Annotated in this window: 23 protein-coding genes; 9 read left to right on the top strand and 14 right to left on the bottom strand. The window is 64.6% G+C overall.

The window, feature by feature from the left end:
• Positions 1-5: 5 nt before the first annotated feature.
• The 6 genes from AAHK20_RS17290 to AAHK20_RS17265 all read left to right on the top strand — a co-directional run bounded on the left by AAHK20_RS17290 (position 6) and on the right by AAHK20_RS17265 (position 8065).
• Complete coding sequence (locus AAHK20_RS17290) at positions 6-2267, top strand: SulP family inorganic anion transporter (RefSeq protein WP_449182708.1); 2262 nt, start codon at positions 6-8, stop codon at positions 2265-2267.
• Positions 2264-4507: a CHASE2 domain-containing protein gene (locus AAHK20_RS17285; RefSeq protein WP_449182707.1), complete on the top strand. Its 2244-nt coding sequence runs from the start codon at positions 2264-2266 to the stop codon at positions 4505-4507. Before AAHK20_RS17290 ends, AAHK20_RS17285 begins: the two co-directional genes overlap by 4 nt.
• Before the next feature lie 16 nt (positions 4508-4523).
• On the top strand, positions 4524-5291 hold the full coding sequence (locus AAHK20_RS17280) for a 3',5'-cyclic-nucleotide phosphodiesterase (protein WP_449182734.1): 768 nt from the start codon (positions 4524-4526) through the stop codon (positions 5289-5291).
• Between the two features lie 5 nt (positions 5292-5296).
• Complete coding sequence (locus AAHK20_RS17275; protein ID WP_449182706.1) at positions 5297-6460, top strand: glycosyltransferase family 9 protein; 1164 nt, start codon at positions 5297-5299, stop codon at positions 6458-6460.
• 14 nt (positions 6461-6474) lie between these two features.
• Positions 6475-7365 carry an alpha/beta fold hydrolase gene (locus tag AAHK20_RS17270; RefSeq protein WP_449182705.1) on the top strand — a complete coding sequence of 297 codons (891 nt, stop codon included), beginning with the start codon at positions 6475-6477 and terminating at the stop codon, positions 7363-7365.
• A gap of 166 nt (positions 7366-7531) precedes the next feature.
• Positions 7532-8065, top strand: coding sequence for a ProQ/FinO family protein (locus AAHK20_RS17265; RefSeq protein ID WP_449182704.1), 534 nt, complete (start codon positions 7532-7534; stop codon positions 8063-8065).
• A gap of 46 nt (positions 8066-8111) precedes the next feature.
• On the opposite strand, the gene iolG is transcribed toward AAHK20_RS17265, so the two are convergent.
• From iolG to AAHK20_RS17250, 3 genes are all read right to left on the bottom strand, one after another.
• Positions 8112-9167 (bottom strand): inositol 2-dehydrogenase, encoded by a 1056-nt coding sequence (gene iolG, locus AAHK20_RS17260; protein WP_449182703.1) that lies wholly within the window; start codon positions 9165-9167, stop codon positions 8112-8114.
• A gap of 115 nt (positions 9168-9282) precedes the next feature.
• Positions 9283-10056: a TIM barrel protein gene (locus tag AAHK20_RS17255; protein ID WP_449182702.1), complete on the bottom strand. Its 774-nt coding sequence runs from the start codon at positions 10054-10056 to the stop codon at positions 9283-9285.
• A 77-nt stretch (positions 10057-10133) separates the two neighbouring features.
• Positions 10134-11153 (bottom strand): sugar ABC transporter substrate-binding protein, encoded by a 1020-nt coding sequence (locus AAHK20_RS17250; protein ID WP_449182701.1) that lies wholly within the window; start codon positions 11151-11153, stop codon positions 10134-10136.
• Between the two features lie 162 nt (positions 11154-11315).
• Here AAHK20_RS17250 and AAHK20_RS17245 point away from each other — a divergent pair, with 162 nt between their 5' ends.
• Complete coding sequence (locus AAHK20_RS17245) at positions 11316-12974, top strand: extracellular solute-binding protein (RefSeq protein ID WP_449182700.1); 1659 nt, start codon at positions 11316-11318, stop codon at positions 12972-12974.
• Here AAHK20_RS17245 and AAHK20_RS17240 read toward each other — a convergent pair.
• From AAHK20_RS17240 to AAHK20_RS17190, 11 genes are read right to left on the bottom strand one after another with little or no spacing between them, the layout of a single operon-like run.
• Positions 12959-13660, bottom strand: coding sequence for a hypothetical protein (locus AAHK20_RS17240; RefSeq protein ID WP_449182699.1), 702 nt, complete (start codon positions 13658-13660; stop codon positions 12959-12961). The two genes, AAHK20_RS17245 and AAHK20_RS17240, sit on opposite strands and share 16 nt — an antisense overlap.
• A gap of 20 nt (positions 13661-13680) precedes the next feature.
• A complete protein-coding gene (locus AAHK20_RS17235) occupies positions 13681-14706 on the bottom strand; it encodes an asparaginase (RefSeq protein ID WP_449182698.1) in 1026 nt (341 codons plus the stop codon).
• A 13-nt stretch (positions 14707-14719) separates the two neighbouring features.
• Positions 14720-15049 carry a non-heme iron oxygenase ferredoxin subunit gene (locus AAHK20_RS17230; RefSeq protein WP_449182697.1) on the bottom strand — a complete coding sequence of 110 codons (330 nt, stop codon included), beginning with the start codon at positions 15047-15049 and terminating at the stop codon, positions 14720-14722.
• Positions 15046-15984: a dihydroorotate dehydrogenase gene (locus AAHK20_RS17225; RefSeq protein WP_449182696.1), complete on the bottom strand. Its 939-nt coding sequence runs from the start codon at positions 15982-15984 to the stop codon at positions 15046-15048. The genes AAHK20_RS17230 and AAHK20_RS17225 overlap by 4 nt, the downstream gene beginning before the upstream one ends.
• The gene (locus AAHK20_RS17220) at positions 15978-16862 is read right to left on the bottom strand and encodes a dihydroorotate dehydrogenase electron transfer subunit (RefSeq protein ID WP_449182695.1); all 885 of its coding nucleotides are present in this window, start codon (positions 16860-16862) and stop codon (positions 15978-15980) included. The genes AAHK20_RS17225 and AAHK20_RS17220 overlap by 7 nt, the downstream gene beginning before the upstream one ends.
• On the bottom strand, positions 16859-17458 hold the full coding sequence (locus AAHK20_RS17215; protein WP_449182694.1) for a nuclear transport factor 2 family protein: 600 nt from the start codon (positions 17456-17458) through the stop codon (positions 16859-16861). The genes AAHK20_RS17220 and AAHK20_RS17215 overlap by 4 nt, the downstream gene beginning before the upstream one ends.
• Positions 17459-18715 carry an NAD(P)/FAD-dependent oxidoreductase gene (locus tag AAHK20_RS17210; RefSeq protein ID WP_449182693.1) on the bottom strand — a complete coding sequence of 419 codons (1257 nt, stop codon included), beginning with the start codon at positions 18713-18715 and terminating at the stop codon, positions 17459-17461.
• The gene (locus AAHK20_RS17205) at positions 18712-19086 is read right to left on the bottom strand and encodes a cupin domain-containing protein (protein ID WP_449182692.1); all 375 of its coding nucleotides are present in this window, start codon (positions 19084-19086) and stop codon (positions 18712-18714) included. The genes AAHK20_RS17210 and AAHK20_RS17205 overlap by 4 nt, the downstream gene beginning before the upstream one ends.
• On the bottom strand, positions 19083-19502 hold the full coding sequence (locus AAHK20_RS17200; protein WP_449182691.1) for a cupin domain-containing protein: 420 nt from the start codon (positions 19500-19502) through the stop codon (positions 19083-19085). The genes AAHK20_RS17205 and AAHK20_RS17200 overlap by 4 nt, the downstream gene beginning before the upstream one ends.
• Before the next feature lie 25 nt (positions 19503-19527).
• Positions 19528-19920, bottom strand: coding sequence for a hypothetical protein (locus tag AAHK20_RS17195; RefSeq protein WP_449182690.1), 393 nt, complete (start codon positions 19918-19920; stop codon positions 19528-19530).
• Between the two features lie 15 nt (positions 19921-19935).
• Positions 19936-21216 (bottom strand): aromatic ring-hydroxylating oxygenase subunit alpha, encoded by a 1281-nt coding sequence (locus AAHK20_RS17190; RefSeq protein WP_449182689.1) that lies wholly within the window; start codon positions 21214-21216, stop codon positions 19936-19938.
• A gap of 342 nt (positions 21217-21558) precedes the next feature.
• On the opposite strand from AAHK20_RS17190, the gene AAHK20_RS17185 reads away from it, so the two are divergent.
• Together AAHK20_RS17185 and AAHK20_RS17180 are read left to right on the top strand one after the other, a co-directional pair.
• Positions 21559-22935 (top strand): MFS transporter, encoded by a 1377-nt coding sequence (locus tag AAHK20_RS17185; RefSeq protein WP_449182688.1) that lies wholly within the window; start codon positions 21559-21561, stop codon positions 22933-22935.
• Positions 22936-22959: 24 nt separating this feature from the next.
• Positions 22960-23685, top strand: a complete 726-nt coding sequence (locus tag AAHK20_RS17180; RefSeq protein WP_449182687.1) for a maleate cis-trans isomerase family protein — start codon at positions 22960-22962, stop codon at positions 23683-23685.
• Positions 23686-23701: the final 16 nt, after the last annotated feature.

Here is a 23701-nt window from a genome sequence, read left to right as displayed (position 1 = left end):
TGCCCATGAACGACAAGACCCTCTCGCTGGAAACGTCCGCCAGTGCTACCTCCGCCAGCGGCGCCTCCGCGGCCGGCGCGGGCGCGCAAGCCCACGCCGGCACGCCGGTGGCGGCCAACGTCGTCGCCGGCCTGCTGTCCGGCTTCGTTTCGCTCTGCTATTCGATTGCCTACGGCTCGCTGATCTTCAGCGGCAGCCTCGCGCATTTCGTGAACGTCGGCATCATGGTCACGCTGGTGAGCGGCGGCATCATCGCGCTCGTCGTCGCGGTGAAGAGCTCGCTGCCGTTCACGATCGGCGGACCCGACAGTAATGCGGTCGCGGTCCTCGTGGGTCTCGCGGGCAGCGTCGCGGCCGGCGCGAGCGCCGCGGGCCTCCCGCCGAGCGGCGTGCTCGCCACCGTGCTCGCCGCGATCGCGGTGAGCTCGCTCGTGACCGGGGCGCTGCTCTATCTGGTGGGCTGGTCGCGCCGCAGCGCGGTGATCCAGTTCCTGCCGTTTCCGGTCGTCGGCGGCTTTCTCGGCGGCTCGGGCTATCTGCTGCTCTCCGGCGCGATGCGCACGCTGACCGGGCACAGCATCGGCTGGCCGGCGTTCGCCGCGCTGCCCGATCTGCCCTGGCTCGCGTGGCTGCCGGCGCTGGTGGTGTGCGGCACGCTGATCGCCGCGCAAGGCCGCGTCAAGCCCTTTCTGCTGACGCCGCTCGGCCTCGGCGCGGGCGTCGCCGTGTTCTTCGCCGGGATGGCCGCGATGGGGCAGTCGGCCCAGCAACTGCATGCGGCGGGCCTGCTGTTCGACCGGGAATCGCTGTCGTCGATGCAAGTGCCGCTCTTGCTGCCGCGGCGCGAGATCGACTGGGCCACGATCGCCGTGCATCTGCCCGAGTGCCTGGCGGTGGCGGCGGTCTCCGCGTTGACGATTCTGCTCAACGCGAGCGGGGCGAGCGTCGCGACCGGGTTCGACGCCGACTTCAACCAGGAGATGCGCGCAGCCGGTCTCGCCAACCTGTTCGCGGGCGTGACGGGCGGGGTCGTCGGCTATCAATCGATGACGCGCACGCTGCTGAACCGCCGCGCCGGCGCCACGGCGCGCTTGAGCGGGATCGTCGCGGGGCTCGGCTGCTTCGCTGTCGTCGGGCTCGTGCCGGGCGCCATCGCGTGGCTGCCGAAGCCCGTGCTCGTCGGGCTGCAGCTCTATCTCTCGTGGGGGATCCTGCGCGAGTGGCTCGTCGCCTCCTATCGCAAGCTGGGTCTCGCCGACTATCTGCTGGTCGTGGTGATCGTCGCCGTCATCGCCGTGAAGGGGGCCGTGGCGGGGATCGTGCTCGGCATCGCCGCGGCCTGCGCGCTGTTCGTCTTCAACTACAGCCGCATCAGCGCGATCGCGCGCGAGTTCGATACGCACGCGTGCCATTCGAACGTCGAGCGCTCGATCGAGGATACGCAGCGGCTTCGCGAGCAGCGCGACGCCGTGGTCGGCGTGCGCCTGCAAGGCTTCCTGTTCTTCGGCACGGCGAACCTCGTGCTGCGCCGGCTCGCCAAGCGGCTCGGCGAGTCCGCCGGCAGGCATCCGCGCTATGTGATGCTCGATTTCCGCCAGGTGAGCGGTCTCGACGTCTCGACTTCGGCCACCTTTCTCCGGCTCAAGCAGCGCTGCGCGGCCAGCGGGGACACGCTCGTCCTCACCGCGCTGCCTCCCAGGGCGCAGGAGCTGCTCGAGCGGGCCGGCGTGCTGAGCGCGGAGGTCAGGACCTTCGTCGATCTCGACGCTGGCCTCGAATGGGTCGAGGACAGGCTGCTCGAGCCGCAGCCCGATAGTCAAGCGGAGGAGGCCGGCTCGCCCGGCCTCGCGGCGATCCGGCCGCACTTCACCGAGACGGCGCTGGCGCAGCTCGAGCGCTGCACGCAGGTGCGCTGGCTCATGAAAGGCGAGCCGCTGTTTGCGCGCGGCGATGCGGGCGATGCGGTGTACTTCGTCGAAGCGGGCCGCGTGACCGTTTCGCTGCCGCTCGCGGACGGCAAGTCCATGCGGCTGCGCTCGTTTGGCGCGGGCACGGTGGTCGGCGAAATGGCGCTCTATACGCAGCAGGCGCGCAGCGCCGACGTGCGCGCCGACGAGCCGACCATGGTGCGGCGTCTCTCGTTCGACGCGCTGCAGCGGCTCGAATCGACGGACGCCGACACCGCGCGGCAATTCCACCGCTTCGTCGTGAAGGTGCTGGCCTCGCGGCTCGCCGTCGCGAACGAAGCCGTGCGGGCCGCCCAATGAGCGCCGCGCTGAAACGCAATCTGCTGCGCTGGATTGCCGGCGCCGCCGTGCTCGCCGTGCTGCTCGGCCACGTCGCCGGCTGCTACCGGCTGCTCGCCGTCGATGTGCTCGACAACCTCATCTACGACGCGCGCCTGCGGCTGACGATGCCGCGCACGCCCGACGACCGGATCGTGATCGTCGACATCGACGAACGGAGCTTGGCTGAAGTCGGCCGCTGGCCGTGGGGGAGGGACCGGATGGCGATGCTCGTCAACCGGCTCTTCGAAGCGGGCGCCAAGGTGGTCGGCTTCGACATCGTGATGGCCGAGCCGGACGGCAGCTCGGGGCTGGCTTCGCTCGACCGGCTGGCCGCCGGCGCATTGCGCGACGACGCCAGGTATGCCGCGGTCCTGGCCGGCCTGCGAGGGCAGCTCGATTTCGATGCGCGGTTTGCCGCCACGCTGGCGGGCCGCCCGGTCGTGCTCGGCTACTACATGAACGGCCGCGGCGCGGCGCATGGCGCGTTGCCGGCTCCGGTCCTGCCGGCGATCGAGTTCGCCGGGCATCGCGGCGGCTTGAGGGAGGCGGAGGGCTACGGCGGGAATCTGCCGGTCTTCCAGCGGGCCGCGGCCGGCGCGGGCTTCTTCAATCCGGTGATCGACTTCGACGGCAATGTGCGGCGCGTGCCGCTGCTGATCCAGCACGGCAACGCGGTGTACGAATCGCTGTCGCTTGCGGTCGTGCGCAGCATGCTCGGCAATCCTGCTGTCGTGGCGGGCTTCGGCGAACGAGGCGAGAACGGCGACGACCCGCTCGACACGCTGGAGATGAAGGGGCTGGACGGGCTGGATGGGCGGAAGGGCGCCCTGTGGATTCCGGTGGACGAGCACGGCGCGGCACTCGTTCCCTATCGCGGCCGCGACCACAGTTTTCCGTATGTGTCGGCGGCCGATGTGCTCGCCGGCCGCGTGCCGCATGCCCAGCTCGCGAATCGCGTGGTGCTGGTCGGCACCACGGCGCCGGGCTTGCTCGACATGCGCTCGACGCCCGTCGGCAGCGTCTACCCGGGCGTCGAGATTCACGCCAATCTCGTGAGCGGCATGCTCGACGGCACGATCAAGCACGAGCTCGACTATGCCGACGCGATCCAGGTGGTGGCGATGGCCGTCATCAGTCTCGTGATGATTTTTGTGCTGCCGTGGCAGGCGCCGTTGCGCGCGACGGCGGGCGCGGTTGCCTTGCTCGCACTCTTGATTGCCGGCGACTTCGCGCTCTGGCAATACGACAACGCCGTGCTGCCGGTGGCCGCGAGCGTCGTGCTGATCGCGGCGCTGTTCGTGCTCAACATGTCACTCGGGTTCTTCCTGGAATCTCGCCATCGCCGCCAGTTCGCCAACCTGTTCGGCCAGTACGTGCCGCCCGAACTGGTCGAGGAGATGAGCCGCGAGCCGAATCGCTACAGCATGAACGGGCGGCGCGCCGAATTGACGGTGCTATTCAGCGACGTGCGCGGCTTCACGACGATCGCCGAATCGCTCGAGCCGGAGGAGCTTACGCGCTGGATGAACGAGTACCTCGGCGCGATGACGGCGGTGATCCGCGCGCAGCGCGGCACGCTCGACAAATACATCGGCGACGCGATCATGGCGTTCTGGGGCGCGCCCGTCGCGGACCCTCGGCACGCGCAGCATGCGGTGCTCGCCGCGCTGCGGATGCGCGAGGCGCTGGCGCCGCTCAATGCCGCGCTGGCGCAACGCGGCAAGCCGACGATTCGCATCGGCATCGGCATCAATACGGGGCCGATGACGGTCGGCGACATGGGTTCCGACGTGCGACGCGCCTATACGGTGATGGGCGACGCGGTCAATCTCGGCGCGCGGCTCGAGGGCATCTCGAAGCACTATGGCGTCGAGATCGTGGTAGGCGAAACGACGCGGGAGCAAACTGACGGCATTGTCTGGCGCGAACTCGATCGCGTGCGCGTCAAGGGCAAGCGCGAAGCGGTGGCGATCTACGAGCCGGTGGCCGAAGCGGACCGGTTGCATCCCGCGTCGAGCGGCGAGCTCGCGCGTTGGCACGAGGCGCTGCGGCACTATCGCAGCGGGGATTGGGACACGGCCGAGGCGGTGCTGCGCCCGCTTGCGGATGCCGCGCCCGAAAGCCGTCTTTACGCGCTCTATCTCGAGCGTCTCGCGACGATGCGCGAGCGGATGAGCGTCGAAGCGTGGGACGGCGTCCACGAGTTCGACACCAAGTGAGCGCAAAACGCTGATGATGAAATTGACCGTGCTTGGCTGCAGCGGAGGGATCGGCGGCGACGCGCATCGCACGACGGCGCTGCTCGTCGACGACGATGCGCTCATCGACGCGGGCACCGGCGTCGCCGATCTCGACATCGACGCGCTCGCCCGCATCGATCACGTGTTCGTCACGCATGCGCACATCGACCATATCGCCTGCCTGCCGTTGATGCTCGATACGGTGGGTGCCAGGCGCGCGAAGCCGCTCGTCGTGCATTGCACGGTGGCGACGGAAGCGATCCTGCGCGCCCACCTGTTCAACGGCGTGCTGTGGCCGGACTTCACGCGGATACCTTCGCGCAGCAAGCCGTTCGTGCGCTTTGCGCCGCTGGAAGAGGGGGAGTCGTGCGCCATCGGCGAGCGGATCTTCACCGCGTTGCCGGCCGAGCACGGGGTGCCGGCGGTGGGCTATCGCGTCGCGACGCCACGCGGTAGTCTCGTGTTCGGCGGCGATTCGACCACGTGCCCGGCATTCTGGGAGGCGGTCGCGCAAATCTCCGATCTGCGTTATCTGATCGTCGAGTCGGCGTTTCCCGATTCACAACGCGAGCTTGCGATCCTCTCGGAGCATCTGTGCCCGGCCTTGCTGGCTGAGCAACTGCCGTCGCACGCCGGCGCGTACCGCGTGCTGATCACGCATGTGAAGCCGGGCTACGCCGACGAGACGATGCGCGATCTGCAGCGCGTGGCCGCGCGCCATGCGCCGGCGATGCTGGCAAGAGGGGACGTTTACTGGATTTGACCAACGTGAATAGTGCAGTGCCTGATATCCGCGCCATCGAGCTTCGCGTTCGTCCGCTCCTCGACGCCGGACGGTTCGAGGAGGCCGAGGCGATCCTGCGTCCTTATCTGGCCGGCGGCAGCGGGCCGCTCGTGCTTTGGAAGCTGCTCGCGGCAGCGCTTCGTCCGCAGGGCCGTATCGCCGAAACGCGCGCGATTCAGGAAATGATCGTCGGCGTGACACCCGGCGATTTCCCGGCGCGTTTCGATCTTTCCGAAACGCTGCTGCTCTCTGGCGAGTTCGAGCGCGGCTGGCGCGAATATCGCTACCGCTACAGCCTCGCGCATACGACGGCCATCGAGCGCAAGGTGCAACGCCCGCGCTGGGACGGCCGCGCCATGCCGGGCAAGACGCTGCTGATTCACGACGAGCAGGGCTATGGCGATACCTTCCAGTTCATGCGCCTGGTGCCATGGGCCAAGGCGAAGAGCGGCGCGCGGGTCGTCCTCGAGATCAACGCGGAAACGCTGTCGCTCGCTCAACGCAGCGCGGGTTTCGACGACATCGTGGTGCGCGGAACGCTGCCGCCCGCATTCGACATGCACTGCGAGATGATGAGCCTGCCGATGGCGCTCGGCCTGAAGCTCGACGATCTGCCCGGCCCGGTTCCGTACTTGAGCGCCGATCCGCAGCGTCTCGCGCACTGGCGGCAGCGCCTCCGCGATCTGCCGCGCCCGCTCGTCGCACTTGTCTGGGCGGGGCGGCCCACGCATTTCAACGATGCGAACCGCTCGCTGAAGCTCGCGCAGCTGGCGCCGCTCGCGCAGGCCGGCGTGTCGTTCGTGTCGATTCAGAAAGGCCCGGCTGCCGCCCAGGCCGACTCGCCGCCGGAAGGCATGCGGCTGCTGTCCTTGAGCGGCGAGATCGCCGATTTCGATGACACCGCGGCCATCCTCTCGATCGCCGATCTGCTGATCTCGGTCGACTCGTCCCCGGTCCACCTCGCCGGCGCATTGGGACGCCCCGTGTGGGTCATGTTGCCGAAGGTGCCGGACTGGCGCTGGTTACTCGAGAGAACCGATACGCCGTGGTATCCGGATATGCGTTTGTTCCGTCAGGACGTGCGTGCGGACTGGGCGGGCGTCATTGCTCGGATGGCGGCCGAACTGGCGCGTTTTACACCGCTATGAGGGGCGTGCCGGGGATGCACAGGTGCAATCGTCTGACGCGATCTGCCGCGTACCGTGCGGCGAGCGCGCTGCTCGTGCCGCTCGTGCTGCTGCTCGCCGGCACGCTGGCGGGATGCGCCGCGCTCGACCCGGACGCGCATGCCGACGCGCTGGCGCAGCCCGCGCATCTGCAGCGCGAAACCGTCGACACCGGCCGCTTCGTGCTGACCGCCTTCTCGCGCATCTCGCAGCCCGGCAAGCCGCTGCGCGTCTACATCGAAGGCGACGGCCTCGCGTGGCTCTCGCGCACCGAGCCCTCGCTCGATCCGACACCGCGTCAGGCCGCCGGCCTCGCGCTCGCAGCGCTTGACCCCGCGCCCAACGTCGTGTATCTGGCCCGCCCCTGCCAGTTCACGCCGATGGCGATGAATCCGCGCTGCGGCATTCCGTACTGGACCGGCAAGCGCTTCGCGCCGGAGGTGATCGCGTCGATGAACGACGCTGTCAACCACTTTGCCGCGCTGACGCCCGGGCAACCTGTCGAGCTGGTCGGTTATTCAGGCGGCGGCGCCGTCGCGGTGCTGATCGCGTCGCGCCGCTCCGACGTCGCTTCGATTCGAACGGTAGCCGGCAACCTCGACGACGAATTCGTCAACCGGCTGCACGGCGTGTCGCCGATGCCGGAGTCGGAAAACGCGATCGATGTCGCGAGCCGGGTCGCCACCATTCCCCAGATTCATTTCAGCGGCGCCGACGATGAGACGGTTCCGCCCTCGGTCGCACAGCGCTTCATCGAGGCAACGGGCAAACAGTGCGCGCGAGCGCTGACGGTTCCCGGCGTGTCGCACGACGGTGACTGGAGCACTCGCTGGCCGGCATTGCTGGACATGGCGCCGACCTGTGTGGACACGGCATCACGGCAGTAACGCGGAAGGTAAGGATCGCTCTAGGGGGCATCGCTTCGGATCCGCTGCGAATTTTGGAGTCACGGATTGTTTCGCAAACCGCGTCGTGGGAAGAGCGTGCTGGCGAGGCGGGCTGGCGATGGCCTGCTAATATCTGCTTTTTTGAGGGACAGTCACAGGACGAAGCATGGGTTTCGAACAACTCGCAGTACTTAAGCAGCAGCTGGCAAACGAAGCGAAGGAAGCAAAGCGGCAGGCGGCGAAGTCCCTTCGACCCGCACAGCCTGCCGAATCCAAGACGGCTGGCCGTACGGGCGCGAAGAGCGGGGCGGTCGATCCGGTCCTGCGTGTGATCGGCAAGTTACAGAAGCGCTTTCCGTCCGCCTTCCCGAAAAATCCAGCGCCGAAGTTGCCGCTGAAGATCGGGATTCTGGCAGACCTCCTTACCCACGCTGGAGAACTCGCGCTGAATGAGGCAGAGATCCGTCAAGCGGTCAGCACGTGGTGCCGCGGCAGCCGTTACTGGGCATGCCTGACCGATGGAGCAGCACGGGTCGACTTGACCGGCGCGTCGGCCGGCCAAGTTACCGCGCGCGACGCTGCGTTCGCGCGCAACCAGGCGAAGGGCGCGCACGCTTCGCGTCGGCAGGGCCGAGGAGCACCACCGCCGAACAACGCGCCAACGGGGCAGCCGCAGTCCGCCGCGGGCGAGGTAGCGTAATCGCGGCTGTTCCATTCGGACATCGATGTGTCCGATAGGTATCGAACTAGCGGCGCGGCGAACCGTCGGAAGAGCGCAGGATCAATTCGGGTGGAGTGAGCGCCACGGTCTCGCCGGTCCGCGCGGAGCGTGTTGCCGCCTCGGCACAGGCGAGTGCCGCGATCCCATCTGCAAGCGTGACGGGCACGGGCTGATCTGTCTTGACGGAATGGATGAACGCGGCCCACTCGGCCTCGTAGGCTCGCATGTAGCGCTCGAGGAAGAAATAGACGGGCTTTGCGGATTGTGTGCCTTCGGCGGTGGTTTTTTCGACCGTATTTTCCAGCTCATTCTTCGCCGCGAGTAGCCCCCCCGAGCCGAGGAGTTCGATACGTTGATCGTATCCATAACCTGCACGACGCGAATTCTTTATCACGGCGATGCGGCCATCGGCCCAGGTGAGCGTCACGACAGCCGTGTCGACGTCGCCGGCCGCGCCGATTTCAGGCTCGACGAGCGATGAGGCGGCCGCTGTCACCTTTGATGGCGCGCTGCCCATGATCCAGCAGGCGATGTCAAAGTCGTGGATCATCATGTCGCGGAACAAGCCACCAGACACCTTGATATAGGCAATGGGAGGGGGCGCGGGATCAAAGGATGTAATGGCCAGCATTTCAGCTTTGCCAATTTCCCCGTTGTCGAAGGCCGTTTTGAGCGCGGCGAAATTTGGGTCGAATCGGCGATTGAAGCCGATCATGACTGGTTTGCCTGTTCTCGCGACCTTGGTCTGGCATTGCAGTGCGCGCTCGAGCGCCAGATCCACCGGCTTTTCGCACAAGACCGCCTTTCCCGCTGCCGAGGCGCGCTCGATGAGGTCGGAATGCGTGTCCGTTGAGGTTGCGATCAGCACCGCGTCGATTGCGGCGTCGGCGAGAATATCGTCGACGGAACGAACCTCGGCGCGATAACGGGCGGCAAGCGTCTGAGCAGCTTCCACGGCGACGTCGGCAACGGCCACGAGCTGGCAATCGGGATTGGCGGAGATGGACCTGGCGTGAACTTGACCAATCCGGCCGGCACCCAAAAGGGCAATTCTTAGCATTTTGAAGGATCTTCCATTCAAAGATTGATGGGCAATCAGATCAAGTTATTGATTGTCGATAATTAATTTGGATTGCTATGTATATAGGAGAAGCGAAGGAATCTTTTTTAGCGCATGTCGCAATGCTGGCAACGAGCTAGACGGTGAAAGCGTCCCTGAATCGGCGCAACGCAACTTCGTCGTCACCGCTTGCCCACGCCTCCATAGCGACCACGCCACGATAGCCGGCTTCCGCCAGTGCACGGGAAACGGCTGGGTAATTGATCTCTCCCGTACCCGGCTCGCAGCGTCCTGGAACGTCGGCAACCTGCACTTCACCAATAAATGGCAATGCGCTGCGGATCAGTTCGATCAGATCGCCCTCGCCAATCTGCGCGTGATATAGATCGAGATTAAGGCGCAAATTCGGGCTGTCGACTGCCTTCACCAGTGCAAGCGTGTCGGCCGCTTTGCCGAAAGGAACGCCGGGGTGGTCCACTTTCGTATTGAGGTTTTCGAGGCAGAAGACCACATCGGCAAGGCGTCCAAGGTCGGCTACCTGGCTGAGCGTATGCTGTGCGGCAAGCCACATCGCACCCGTCACGACGGGCGTCGGCTTGACCGGCATGCCGTTGCCGTCGAGGCCCGTTCCATGCAGGTTCAAACGAGGGCAATGCAGCCGCTTCGCTACCTCGATGGATTGCTCGGCGGTCAGCATCAGCCGCTGGGCTCCCTCATCCGTGATCAGGTCGCCCTCGACATATCCCGTCATCGAAGAAAACGATGCTCCCGTTTCCTGCAGCGCCGCGATATCGTGTTTCGTCCAGTCCCATATCTCCACATGGAATCCGAGTTCAGCAATCTTTCTCACGCGATCGATGATCGGGAGATGGCGAAATACCATTTCTGCGCATACTGCCAGTTGAAACATAGTGAGCCTCTATAGGGGGTGTCCGGGATCGCATCGCGCGCATCAGGGCGAATTTCGACTCGGCGGTGAAATCAGCTTCAGCGATATTGCCCAGCGTACTTTTCGACGAGCGCGACGTTATCGCGCGTCACGAAGCCCGGCCCCGTGTCGACGCCATTGGGGCCGAAGCGCGGTGCGAGACCGTAAGTCTTGATACGTTGCTGAAACTGCGGATTGGCTTGCAGCGTTGCGATAGCCTTGTGGATATCGAGCGATTTGTCCTGTTTCATGATCGCCAGTAGTGCGACCGGGATATATCCCTGCAGGTAGGGCTGCTGGTCAATAGCGAACGCTACCGAGCCTGCCTCAATGCCTTTGTCGATTTCCGGTGTGAGGTCGAACGTGGCGAAGAAGATCTTACCCGTCAGCCCGAGCTTGGCGACTGCCCGCAGGGCGGGAACAGCGGACGTCGGACCAAGCGCCAACACCGCCCGTGTTTCCGGGTGCGTATGCAGCGCGGCAAAAACCTTGTTCTCGACCTGGATCGGGTCATTGCCGGAATCAAGCGTCGATTTCTTGAAATCGGCGCCAATGGCCTCGGCGAAACCGCGGCAACGGTCAAAAGACGAAGGGTTGGTGACGTTGTTATTCACGCAGAGGAAGCTTTTGACTCCGGCCGCCCTGGCGCGCTCGCCGGCCTCCTTGCCCGCGAGATACTCCGGTTGGCCGACATGTAATAGCGCGCCTAGTTCCTTGCTCTCCTGCGCCGTTCCTGAGTTGTAGGTGATGACGGGGATACTCTTTGCGACGATGGTCTTAACAGGCGCACGTACGACATCGAGGTCGGCGATTGTCGTAGCCACACCGTCATAGTTGCGAGCCGCGGCCTGCTGCAGCAGGTGAACCATGTCGGCCAGGTCGCCATTGGGTGGATTCCGGTAGTCGGCTGAGACGCCGAAGTCTTTTTGGGCATCTGCGATGCCGTTCTTCACGACGTTCCAGAACGGATCCGCGTCGGGCGCATGGGATACGACCACAAACCTATCTCCCTGCGCGGCAGCGCTCACACTGAACGCCACTGTCGCCAGTAGGGCGACGAGGCGGGCTACTCCTTTCATGCATGTCTCCTTCTGTTTATAGCCGGACGGTTCGCAAGCAAGTCCGTACGTGCATCCTATGGCAACGCTCCAAAAACGCTGCCAAAAGAAATGACCACTTTGGTTATTTTCATTGTTATCATGAATTTAGGATGATATTCGCTGACAGCAAAGAGTCCCAACATGCATACGCAAGACCGGCTCGCAGCCATCGCCGTGCTCGACAAAGTGGGGGAGATACTGCGCGCCGAACTGGGCGACGAGGCGCAGGCGATCTGGCCGGTCCTGGGCGCTCTTTTGCGGGATCATCTGCGTGACCGGCCAATCACCATCACCGCGCTTGCCGATCTGTCGGGCCTGCCGCGAACCAGCGCGCGTCGTATCGTGTTTGCACTGAAGGCCAAAGGGTGGCTGCAGTTTCGCGCTGTATTGGGTTCAGGTAATCGCTCCGTGGTGTTGCCGACTGCGTCGTTGCTCGATCGACTCGACAGAATCACGGAAGAGACGGTGAGGATGATTGTGGGCGCGAGTCACGACGGCTCAGTCGATCGCTTCGACGCCGGGAGTCTTACGCGAGATTCGGGTATTCCGTGGCCGCGTCCTGCGACGGATGGTTTCAATGACTCCGTCGAGCTAACACTCGTCGCCTATGAGGACCCGGTATTCGACATCCTCAAACGCAACCGGACTGACGTCGAGCGCTTCGTCGGGCATCGCGTGCGCATCATGACATTTCCTCAGGATACCTACCGTTTGGCTCTGGACAAGGCGCTCACGGACACTTCGCCAGTCGAAACCACAGCGCCGCTACTTGTGGCGATTCCGTTTCCGTGGCTCGCGGAAAGGTGCGACGACGGTCATTTGCTCGAGCTGCAAGCCTTGCACGCGGAAAGCAGCTTTTCGGGTGCGGACTTCTATGATGCGGTGTGGCAGGCTGGGTGGTTCGAAAGGCAGTTGTATGCCATTCCGCTGCAACCTGCGGTTGACTTTCTCTGGTACCGGCAAGATCTGTTCGAAGCGGAAGGGCTCGAACCTCCTCGAAGCTTCGACGACGTGCTTCGCTGCGCAGCTCGACTGCAACGCCCGAGTCAAGATCGGGCCGGCATCACATGGAGTGCGGCTTCGGGCTTGCCGATTGCGGAATCGTTCCTGCAGATTCTCGGCGCCCAGGGAGGGCGGATTTTCGAGGACGGCATCTTGCAGGTGGACAATGAAACAGGCAGGCAGGTCATCGACTATCTTCGCGCGCTGGTTCCCTTATCGCCTGCCCAGCTCCGCAGCGTGGGCTGGTCGCGCAATGCGCAGATCTTTGGTTCGGGCAAGGCTGCGATGTGCTATCACTGGTCGAATCGCTACGGCATGCTTGACAGCCATGCGTTGTGGCAAAAGGGTGGCCGCGTTGGACTTCAACTTCACCCGACATTCGCGCCTGGTGTAACGCCGGTATCACCGCTTGGCGGCGCCTTGCTCGCGATACCTGCGAGGAATGGCGAAATTGCTGCACGCCAGGCTTGGCGGGCGATAGAGACCTTGGCATCGCCCGAACTCATGAAGTATTTTGTGCTTCACGGTGCCGCGGGGAGTTCCCGCTATTCGGTCGCCGAAGACTATTACGTATTGCAACGCAATCGCGTCATTGAAGTCATCGATCAACTGGCAAAGAAACGCCAGATCAGAACGGTTCCGTCCCCGGCGATCCCCGGGTATCACGGCCTGGTCCACCTCCTGAGTGATCATCTCGAATCCCTGTTGTTTGACGGGAGTCAGGACATCCGCAAGCGGATTGGTAAGCTTCAGAGTGCTTTGGCACGGGCGCATCGGCAGCGTCAGTCAAGCAAGTAGGTTGTCGTCGCCATCGGGTGATGAATATTGCTTCCCTCGAACGGCGGGAATTTCTCGAAGTCGGTGCGCATCTCGTGACGAACCGATGAGTTCATCGCGGCAGTGATTGCCGCGGCGCTGTCGAACACGAGCTTGTTGCGCTGCATGTAGTGGACGCGTGTCCACGGCATCGCGTCGATCCAGTCGACGCGCGTAAAGATCTCGATCTCGCGCACACCCTCGAAGAATTTCATGATCTGCGGATGATGAGCCAGATAGTAGTTGAGCCACGCGTCGAAGTCGGCGGCGTGCCCGGGGTAGTGGACCAGGAAGCTGCAAGGCAACGTTCCCGGCGTCACGCGCGGTTGCGGATCGAGCACCGGAAACGGTCGTCGCACCATCGCTTGCTGTGTGACGGTGCAGCCAGCAAGACTCGGGTATTCGGTGCGGGCCAGTCCCTGCAAATGGCCGTCGGCCGCTATCGCCGCTTCGAGCGCCGACAAGGTGTCGAAGTCGAGTTGCAGCGCGAACTGCGGAGACGGGCCGTCGTCGGTGTAGAAGTCCTTCGCGGCTTCGGGCGTGTAAAGGCGCGCACGTCGCAGTTGCGGGGTGCCTCTGATGATGTGCGCAATCGACTCGAAATCCTGTGCGTCGATCCTCGCATCGGGATCGGCGTTTTCGAAGGTGACGAGATAGGAAAAGTGCATCGTTGAAGTCCGTCTGAAGTTCAGGCCGCGAGCAGCAGGCGTTGCAGAGCACTGCGCTCGCTCGTCTGCGTGAGCGCGAGTATCAGCAGAATGCGTAGCTTTTGCGGCGCGAGGTCACCGCCAGCCAGGATACCGTCGACCTCGAGAAATCGCTGTGGCGGGACGTAGCCGCGCGGCGTTCGCGTCGCCTGGACGACGACCACGCCTTGCCCAACGGCGTCCGCCAACGCCTGCGTCTGTCCCTTCGCCGGTCGTCCCGGCGCGAGCCCGGCACAGACGATGCCCCGTGCGCCCGCCGCCACGCACGCGTCGATCATCACGCGATCCACGCCCGCATAGGACAAGACGATATCGACTCGCGGCAACGCATCCAAGGCGTCGAGGGCGAACGAGGGCAGTGGGCCCGGCTCACGGGACAGGCGGCGCCGCCAGATCACCTGCGCGTCGGCGTCGACCCAGCCGAGCGGGCCGAACGGCGGCGCTTCGAATGCCGCGAGTTCGAAGCTTGCCGCCTTGCTGACATCGCGGGCCGCGAAGATCTGGTTGTTCATCACCACCAGCGCACCTGCGCCGCGTGAGCCCGGCGCGGTCGCGACCGCGAGCGCGGCGCGCAGGTTCGCGGCGGCGTCGCTGCCGTCGGTGTTGGCGGGACGTTGCGCGCCTGTGACGACAATCGCAGCCTGAGCCGGGGCGGTGAGATCGAGGAACCAGGCAGTCTCTTCAAGAGTCGCCGTGCCATGCGTGACGACGAAGCCATCGAGCGTCGGATCGGCGCTCGCATGCTGTGCAATCAGACGGGCAAGTTCGAGCCAGTCAGCGGGTTCGATTGCGGTGCTGCCGAGCATGCGGAACGGAATCGGCACGAGGTCGACATCCGGCGCGAGTTCGCCCATTTGCTCGATCAGCGTTCCGATTGGATGGACGACGCCGCTTTCGCCGTATTCGACCCAGTCGAAACGGTGCCGGCCGTGCATCGCAAAGGTTCCACCCGTGCCGATTACCGCGATCCGAGCGCGGCGAGCCGCGGGCAGCGAGGAGACGGTCATGGTCGGCTTCCTCTCAATCAGCGAGCCGCACGAAGAGCGTGTCGCCTTCGACGCGGGTTTCGTGCGCGCGCGCGTCGCGCGTCAGCGGCGGCGTGAGGGCTTTGCCGCAGCGCACGTCGAAGAGTCCGGCATGCAGCGGGCATTCGATTTCGTGTCCGTCGAATTCGCCGTCGCTGAGCAGGGCCTGGCCGTGCGTGCAGATGTCGTCGATCGCGAACACGAGCCCCTCGACCCGGAACAGCCCGATTTTCACGCCATCGATCTCGACGCCCTTGCAAGCGCGCTCGCCGAAGAGGTCGCCAAGCGTGCCGATGCAGTGCCAGGTATCGGTAACGGTACTCATAGTGCGGCCCTCCGTTCGAGCATCATGGGTTCGTGCATCTGCATCGCGCCAATCAGGTCGCGAACGTGTGCGAGTCCGCGTCGCGCGCAGAACGCGGTCAGGTCGTCGATCAGCTTCGGCATCGCATTGGGCGACAGGAAGTTGGCGGTTCCAACCTGCACGGCGGTGGCGCCGGCAAGCAAATACTCGACCGCGTCGGCCGCGTCGGTGATCCCGCCGCAGCCAATCACCGGTATCGACACGGCTTGCGCGCATTGATAGGCGAGACGCAGCATGATGGGCTTGGTCGCGCGCCCCGTGAGTCCGCCCATCAAATTGGCGACTTTCGGACGAAAGGTTTCGACGTCGATCGCCATCGCCAGGATCGCGTTGCTGACCACGAGCGCATCGGCGCCGGCTTCTTGCGCGGCCAGTGCGACTTCGACCACATTGCCTGCGTTCGGCGTCATCTTTGGCCAGATCGGCAGCGTGGTGGCCGCCTTCATCGCGCGCACCACTTGATAGGTTGCTTCGGGGTCCATACCGAACGCCTGGCCGTCTTTTTTCAGGTTCGGACACGACACGTTCGCCTCGATCGCGGCGACGCCGGGCACGGCGATCTTGCGCGCCAGGCGGCCGAAATCTTCGGCCGTGTTGGCCGATACGCTCGCGACGAGAGGCGGCGTGTAGCGCCGGTAGAACGGCACCACCTCACGCACATAATGCTCGGCGCCTTTGCTCGGAATGCCGATCGAAAACAGCGTGGCGTCCCGGAATTCGGCGACGCGCGGCGGCGGGTTGCCTTCGCGCACGTCGTCGGTGATGGTCTTGGTGACGATGGCGCCGAGCCGGTTGAGATCGAACACGTTGGCGAGTTGCTCGCCGAACGTGCCCGACCCCGGCATCACGGGATTCGCGAGCGTGAGCCCGCCGATATTGACGCTCAGATCTACCATGAGACGGTCTCCTGCAGGTCGAATACCGGGCCATCGCAACAGACGCGCCGGTAGGTGAGTTGAGTTTCGCCGCCGGGCTTGCGGAACGGCCGCACGCAGGCAAAGCAGGCGCCTAGCGCGCAGCCCATGTGCTGCTCGAGCGCGGTTTGGCCCGGAATGCCGAACTCCTTGGCAAGCTGCTGCAACAGGATCAACAGACGGTTGGAGCCGCACGTGGCCAGCAGGTCGAACGGCTGCTGCGCATGCGTCTCGCGGATCAGCTGCTCGACGTGCACGACGTCGCTATTGTCTTCGTCATCGGTCACGATCCGAATCCGGGCGCCCACCTCGCGCAGGTAGTCCGCCGACATCACGAGGCCGCGCGAGCGCGCACTCAGCAGCGCCGTAACAGCAGCGCCTTGCGCCACCGCGAACTCGGCAAGCGGCGCGAGGGTCGCGAGCCCGACGCCGCGGGCGAGCAGCAGCACGTGCTGTGCGCCTTCAGGCAGCGTGAAGCCGCGGCCGACCGGTCCGAGCGCGTCGAGCGTGTCGCCGGCCTCGAGGAACGCCAGCCCGCGCGTGCCGACGCCTTGCACCTTGTACAGGAATTCAATTTGACCGCGAGCCGGCGATACGCGATAGAGGCTCATCGGGCGGCGCAGGAACGCGGCCTGGTCGTCCGCGGGCGGGCACGCCAGGTGGAAGAACTGGCCCGGCTTTGCCGTGAGCGCGGTAGGGGGCGCGTCGAGCACCAGATGTTTGTATTCGGGATTGACCCATTCGTTGCTGACGACCCGGCACAGGTTCTCTGCGACGGGGAACACCGGATCGCTTGCGCACGAGGGCGATTCGTCGTCTCGCAAGCGGATGTCCGATAGCGATATAAGCTGCTGCATCATTTCCTCTCAGGGCAACCGAGGCCGGCGCGTAACGCGTCGAGCCCCGCAAATGTGGGGGAGAGCGGGAAGGACAGGTCGCTTGCCTGCATCATCTGCAACTCGGCGAAGCGCATCTCGCGGATTCGCCAGATTCCGTCTGCTCCGCGCCGGTAAGCCTCGTCGGTTACACCGGCGAGGAACACCGCGCTGGTGTCGTCATCGCGCAGCGCGAGTTGCCAGAGCCGCCAGTTCGCGCGGGCGCTATCACCGTCGACGACGATGGACTCGCCGTTGTAGAAGTGGATGGCGAAACGCCACGGCGAACGCATGAACCATAGACGCAAGGCCTCGCGGCCGATTCGTTTGTCGCCGAAGCCTTCGCCGCCATGCCAGACCGCGTCTTCGGTAAAGCATTGCGCCTGCTGCGAGGCGACTGCGTTCATGGTTCGCTCGTCGACACGGTCGTAGCCGTCGCTCGTGTACTTCGCGTCCGCCAGTGCGGTGTAGTGGGCCTTGAGCTCGCGAATCGCCTCGATGGCCTCGAGCCTGGCGACACGCGACGCCAGGTCGTCGTGTTGCGGCGGTTCCGTGGTGGAGCGGGTTGGTTCGCCGTTCATTCAGACCATCCCTTTCAATGGCATCGCCGGATCGGCAAGCTGCTCGAGCGAAACCTTTGGTGCGCGGCCGAGCAACGCTTCCAGGTAACGGCGATCGCGGCCCTGGTCGATCATCACGCCGCCCGTCACGCGGCCTTCGCGCAGCAGCACCACGGTGGCCGGGCCCAAGTCGGCGTTCCCGCGGACGATCGCCGTATCACCTGCGTCCGGCAGGCCGACGACCTGGATGTTGTGGCCGAATTGGTCGGTCCACATCCACGGAATTTCGACGTAGGGATCCGTGCGTCCAAGGATGAATTCGGCCACGGCGCGTGCCTGGTTCTCGGCGTTGCGCCAAGTCTCCAGGCGCACATTGCGGCCATAGTGCGTGTTGAACGTGCTCGCCACGTCTCCCGCCGCATAGCACCAAGGCGCGGCCGGGCTGCGGCAATACGCGTCGACAGGCACACCCGCGGCGCCGGCGATGCCGGTTCCGTCGAGGAACGCGAGATCGCATTCGATGCCGACCGCGATCAACACGAGGTCGGCGTTGATTTCCTTAGTGCCTCCTTCGCGTGACGCCAGCACGCGCAGCACGCGCCCGTTCGTGCCGCGTGAGATGGCTTCGACCCGGACTCCGGTCTCGATCGAGACGCCGTGTGCTCGATGCAGCGCCGCGATCCATTCGCTGACCATCGGCGGCACGCTGCGCGCCATTACGCGCTCGCCCGCCTCCAGCACCGTGACGGACACGCCGAGCTCGGAGGCACTCGCTGCGACTTCCATGCCGATGACTCCGGCACCGATGATTACGAGCGACTGCGCGCTTCGCAAAGCCTCCTTGAGCGCGAGCGAATCGTCGATGGTGCGTAGATAGACGACGCCGGGCAGTTGCGTGCCTTCAAGCGCGAACCGCCGCGCCGCGCCGCCCGTTGCGATGACGAGTTGGTCGAATTCGAGCTCGACGCCGTTGTCGAGCAGCAGCGTGCGTTCGGCGGCTCTGAGCCGCTGTGCCCGCGCGTGGTGACGCTCGATGCGTGCATCGTCCGAGCCGCTCGTCCAGAACGTGTGTGGCGTCAGGGCGAGATCGTCTGGTGACTTTCGGCCGAGCAGGAGTTCTTTTGACAGGGCGGGGCGTTCGTACGGGACGTGTGCTTCGTCGCCGATCAGCGCAATGGGGCCGTCGTGCCCCATTGCGCGCAGGTGCTGCGCGACGCGGCCACCGGCATGCCCGGCGCCGACTATCGCGACGCGGCTCGCGGGGGAAGGGGCGTTCATGCGGAGACTCCGGGCAGCGCTGGGATCTTGACGACGACGCGGTAAGCCACGCCGCGCGCCGAGCGGCAACGCCAGCGCCGCTTTGCGCCCGGCGGGATCAGAATCGCTTCGCCCGCTCTCAGCACGTAGCGCTCGCCGGCAGCCTCCACTTCAAATTCGCCGTCGAGAATGGCGCCGATCTCCTCGCCGAGCGCTTGCTCGGCAGCTTCGATCGACTCGTCCGCGTCGAACACACGGATCGACACGTCGAGCGCTTCGCCGCTTGCCGCATACATTGCCTTCGGGACGCTCGGATCGGACCAGCGCGATCCGGCATCGAGGCGCACGCAATGGGCGTCATCCGCGACCGGCTTGTCAGGAAAGCGAGTCATGCGTGCCCCCGATCTCGATCCGCCAGCGGGTAATAAGGCGCAGCCTGGTCTTGCTGGCCATATTCCTCGCGTGGCGGCGTCACGACGTTCAGCCGAAGGCTCACGCCCGCCGGCTCGAAACGGTTGACCCCGTAGTGACTGCAACCCGCGGGGATGAGCGTCGCGTCGCCCTGGTTCATGACCGATTCGCGATCGGCTTCTGCGCCAACCGCGAAAATCGAGCACGAACCGCTCACTTGTAGCGACGCTTCTTCGCCGTGGCTATGTGCTTTCGCCGACAGTTCGCGCCCGGCCTTCTCGACGAACTTGACGACGGCGACGCTGACAGACTGGCCACGGAGCGTCTTCATGTATAGGCCGTCCGCGACGACCTCGTTGAGACCGTCATCGATTGCAAATACGCGGCATTGGGTCATCTTCATTCTCCAAGTACGAAGCCGCTTAAAGCGCCGGGCGCAACACGAACGTCTCGTCGGCCGCGAAGCGGCGCGGATCGTAGCCGTCGACAACTGCGGGCTGCCGGTAAAACTCAATGGCGGGCGCGATCTCGGCAAGCGACAGCAAAAGCTGCATGAGTGCTGTGGCCTCAGCCGGCAACGCGTTCACGTCAAACGCGTTCAGGTAGGACACGATCGCGTCGGCGTGGGCAAGCATCGCGTCGCTGAAGGCGACGATGTCGGCCATCGAGGTTTGGTGGCGCCGGATATTCCGCTCAGTCTCGGTAGGAAGCGCCCAGACACTCACGAACGGCTGCAGCGCGGTGAAGGGTTCGGGCAGCACAGCCTCGGGACGGCTCGAGCGGGCGGGGACGATGACGATGGGTTGTTCGTTCATGGCAGTGACTCTCGTTCAGGCGGCGCGGGCGGCCAGCACCCGTTCGACCACGTGATAGTTGTGTCGCACAAGCAGTTCGTGGTCCTGCAGGATCATGTGTTTCTTAGCGCCGGTCTCGGCGGCGCGCTGAGTGCGCTCGAGCGTGCTGAGGTCTTCGAGCAGCACGTCGCGCAGCGCCACCTTCATGTATTCGAGGAAGAAGCGTCCGCCCGCGGTGGTCATCTCCGGGTAGTAGACGCGTGCTTCGAGCAGGGTCTTGTTGTGCGCGATGGGCCTGAAGTTGTAGGCCTGGCAGTAGTTGGGGCGCAGCGACAGGTAGAAATCCGGAAACACGACGTTGATGTCGAAGAGCCAATTCGGGCTCTTGGTCCAGTTGATGCCGGAGGGCAAGGCGTCGAGCGGAAAGTCGTGCTTTGCGCTGCCGATGCCGGCGCGCAGCGCGGCTGCCGAGATCGGGCGTGTCTTGGCGGCGGTGGCAAGCGCTTCCTCGGCTGCGGCGCCGCCCGAGGTGACCGCTTTCGGATTGCCGTAGACCGATTTCTGGTTGCCCGCGAGCGACAGGCGCCGGTGAAATTCACCGCACAGCGCGTCGAGCGGCGGCATGCTGCCGCCCGCGCTCTTGTCGATCGCGTCGGCGATCGAATGGCCGTGCACGTAGGCGACGTGGTACGCCTCCTGGAATGCGTCGAGCGCGAGCTTCCAGTTGCAATCGACCACGGTGCTCCATGCGAAGCCGGTGGTGAGCTTGTCGAACGGGTAGCCCTCGATGTCTCCGAACATCGGCCGCAGAAAGTCCGCGAGCGAGAGCCGCGGCTCGGTTTCCATGTTGACGAAGATGAAGCCCTGCCAGACGTCGCAGCTCACTTGCGTCAGCCCGTACTGCTCGCGGTCCAGGTCGAAGAAGCATTGCTCGTCCGGCACGCCCGTGAGCTTGCCGTCCAGATCATAGGCCCAGCCGTGGAACTTGCAGAAGAACTTGCGCGTGTGGCCGCACTTCTCGTGGGCGATCTGATTCAGCCTGTGCGCGCAGACGTTGTGCATCGCGCGGATCTGCCCTTGCTTGTTGCGCACAACGATGATCGACGTATCGCAGGCGGCGAGATCCTTGACGAAGTAGTCGCCGGCATTGGGGATTTCCTCGACGCGGCCTACGTGCAGCCAAGTCTTCTTGAAGATTTCCTGCTTCTCGCGCTCGTAGTACTCGCGGGAAATGTAGGGTTCGACCGGGATCGTGCCCGTCCCGAGTTCCGGGTAGCGCCCTGTGAGCGTCGTTGCCGGCATGTCTGTGCGATCCATGCTGTTCCTCTGACTAAAAGAGCGCGGGTGGCGCGCCGTCTAATAATGAATTGCATTCTGTTTTTGAAAAAAACGAATGTCAAGTGCTTTTGAGGCGGGCAAGTGAGGGTGCGGAACGGAGGCGGAAGGCTGGTGGAAACCCCTAAATTGAAATCTTTGACAATGGAAAAAGAGAGTGTGATTCTTTATTAACCGAGCGAATTCATTGGCCTTGAGGTTTGGCAGCCGGTTCGGCAACCACGCGGCAGCGCACGTTGCGCACCCGCCCTCGGCGTTGACTCAGATGCTGCTGCGCGAATCCTTTCATTGACCTATTGTTAGAAGCCTCTCCTGGAGAGTTGCATGCATATCGCTAGTGAAGACGCGCACGGGCGATCGCCTGTTCCCGCGCCGAGAACCACGTATCTCGTCTTGTTCCTCTGTTTCTGCGCGATCGTGGCGGAGGGGTACGACGTCGGCGTGATGGGCACGGTTGTGCCAGCCTTGATGACCGATCCGAACTGGCGCTTGACGCCTGTGCAGATCGGCGCAATGGGCAGCGCCGCGCTCTTCGGGACGCTCTTCGGGTCGTATTTCATCAGCGTCGTCAGCGATCTCACGGGCCGCAAGCGGCTCCTGATCGGCTGCGTAGCGCTGTTTTCTCTCTCGATGCTGGCGGCCGCTGCCGCGCCGACGCCCGTCATCTTTTCGGTGGCGAGATTCGTCGGCGGGCTGGGGCTGGGCGGCGTGATCTCGGTGGCGGCCGCATTGACGGTGGAGTACTCGCCCCCGCACCGGAAGAATCTCAACTTTGCGCTGATGTACTCGGGGTATTCGTTCGGGGCGCTGTTGTCGGCGCTCGTCGGTATCGCGTTCCTCAAGGGATTCGGCTGGCGGTTCGTGGTCGGCGTTGGCGCGGCGCCGTTGCTGGGGCTGCCGCTGCTCATGCGCTTACTGCCGGAATCGTTCGAATTCCTGGTGGCGAAAGGGCGGCTCGAGGACGCGAGCAAGCTGGCGCGCCGGCTTGGCATGGCGGGTGACATCGCGGCTGTCCGCGCGACGGAGACGCCCAAGGTGTCGGTCAAAGACGTGTTTGCCGAAGTGTTTTCGACACACAACCGATGGGCGACCCTGAGCCTGTGGCTGGCGCAGTTTGCCGCTGTGATGGTGATCTACGGACTCGGCACCTGGCTGCCGCAAATCATGCGCAAGCTCGGCTACGACCTCGGGTCGAGTCTGTCGTTCCTGGCGGTGTTCATGCTGTCATCGGCGATTGGCGGCATCCTGATCGGCCGGATCGCCGACCGTCGCGGCGCGCGTTTGACGATCGTCGCATGCTATGTGATTGGCGCAGCGTCGATCGCCGCGCTCGCTTTCAAGGGCTCCTTGTCGGTGAATTACGCGCTGGTGGCATGCGCGGGCTTCGGCAGCATCGGCGTCGCGATGGTGCAGCTCGGCTATATCGCGAACTACTACGCCGGGCATGCGCGTGCGAGCGCGACCGGCTGGGCGGTGGGAATCGGCCGTTTCGGCGCGATGAGCGGGCCATTGATCGGCGGCGTGCTTGCTGCGCAGCATGTCGACGTGGCGTGGAATTTCTATGTGTTCTCGGCTGCGGCGTTACTCGCTGCCTTTGCGATTTTCATCACGCCGGCGTCCGCGCGGCTCAGATTGCCCGGTAAGACGGAGAGCGAAGACGGCGTATGTCTTGCATCTAGCGCCGCGTCGCAAGGGCAATGATTTATTTCAGGCGATCTGTCCAACATGAGTTGTGGTTTCGGAACGCGCGCACGCATCGGGCAGCTCTACCCATCCGGTGGCCTGTGCGACTATGAGATGCAATTGATGGCGCCCGATGGGGTGCAGTTCCTCACGTCGCGATTGCCATTTCGACGCTCATCGCTAGTCGATGACGCCGCCTTGCTTGAAGACCTGGAGGTCCACGCATCGCTGCTTGCGGACGCGCGCGTCGACTTGATCGCGCTGAACTGCACCGCCGCCGGCGTGGTGGCGGGCGCAAAGCATATCAATCAGCGCATCGAGGCCGCGACGGGGATTCGCGCGGTGACGACCGTCGAGGCGGTGCTTGCTGCGCTCGATGCGGTGGGCGCAAAGCGGGTTGCGCTGCTGACGCCGTATCTGCCGGAAGTGGTGGACGCCGAAATGCGCTTCCTTGGGCTGCACGGCATTGAGGTCGTTACCGAATACGCGGAATCCCGGGCCACCCCCTTTGAGCAGGGCATGATTCCCCCTGAGCGTTGGCTGGAGTTATCCGAACGATTGCAGGTAGCCTCGGCGACAGCGGATGCGCTGTTGATCAGTTGCGCGGGCATTCAGTTGGCAACGCACATGGATGCCATCGAGAAACGCTTCGGGCGCCCCGTGGTGGCAAGCAATCAGGCATTGCTGTGGTATTGCCTGCGCGCGCTCGGCATCGCGGAGCAGCGCGCTGGTTATGGCGCACTGCTCGCTGGCGATTTCGACCGATAACCGTTAGGAAGGCATG

This window comes from Trinickia camelliae (genome assembly GCF_053525655.1).
The sequence above is the reverse complement of the archived record's forward strand: the minus strand, read 5'-3'. Positions and strand labels throughout refer to the sequence as shown.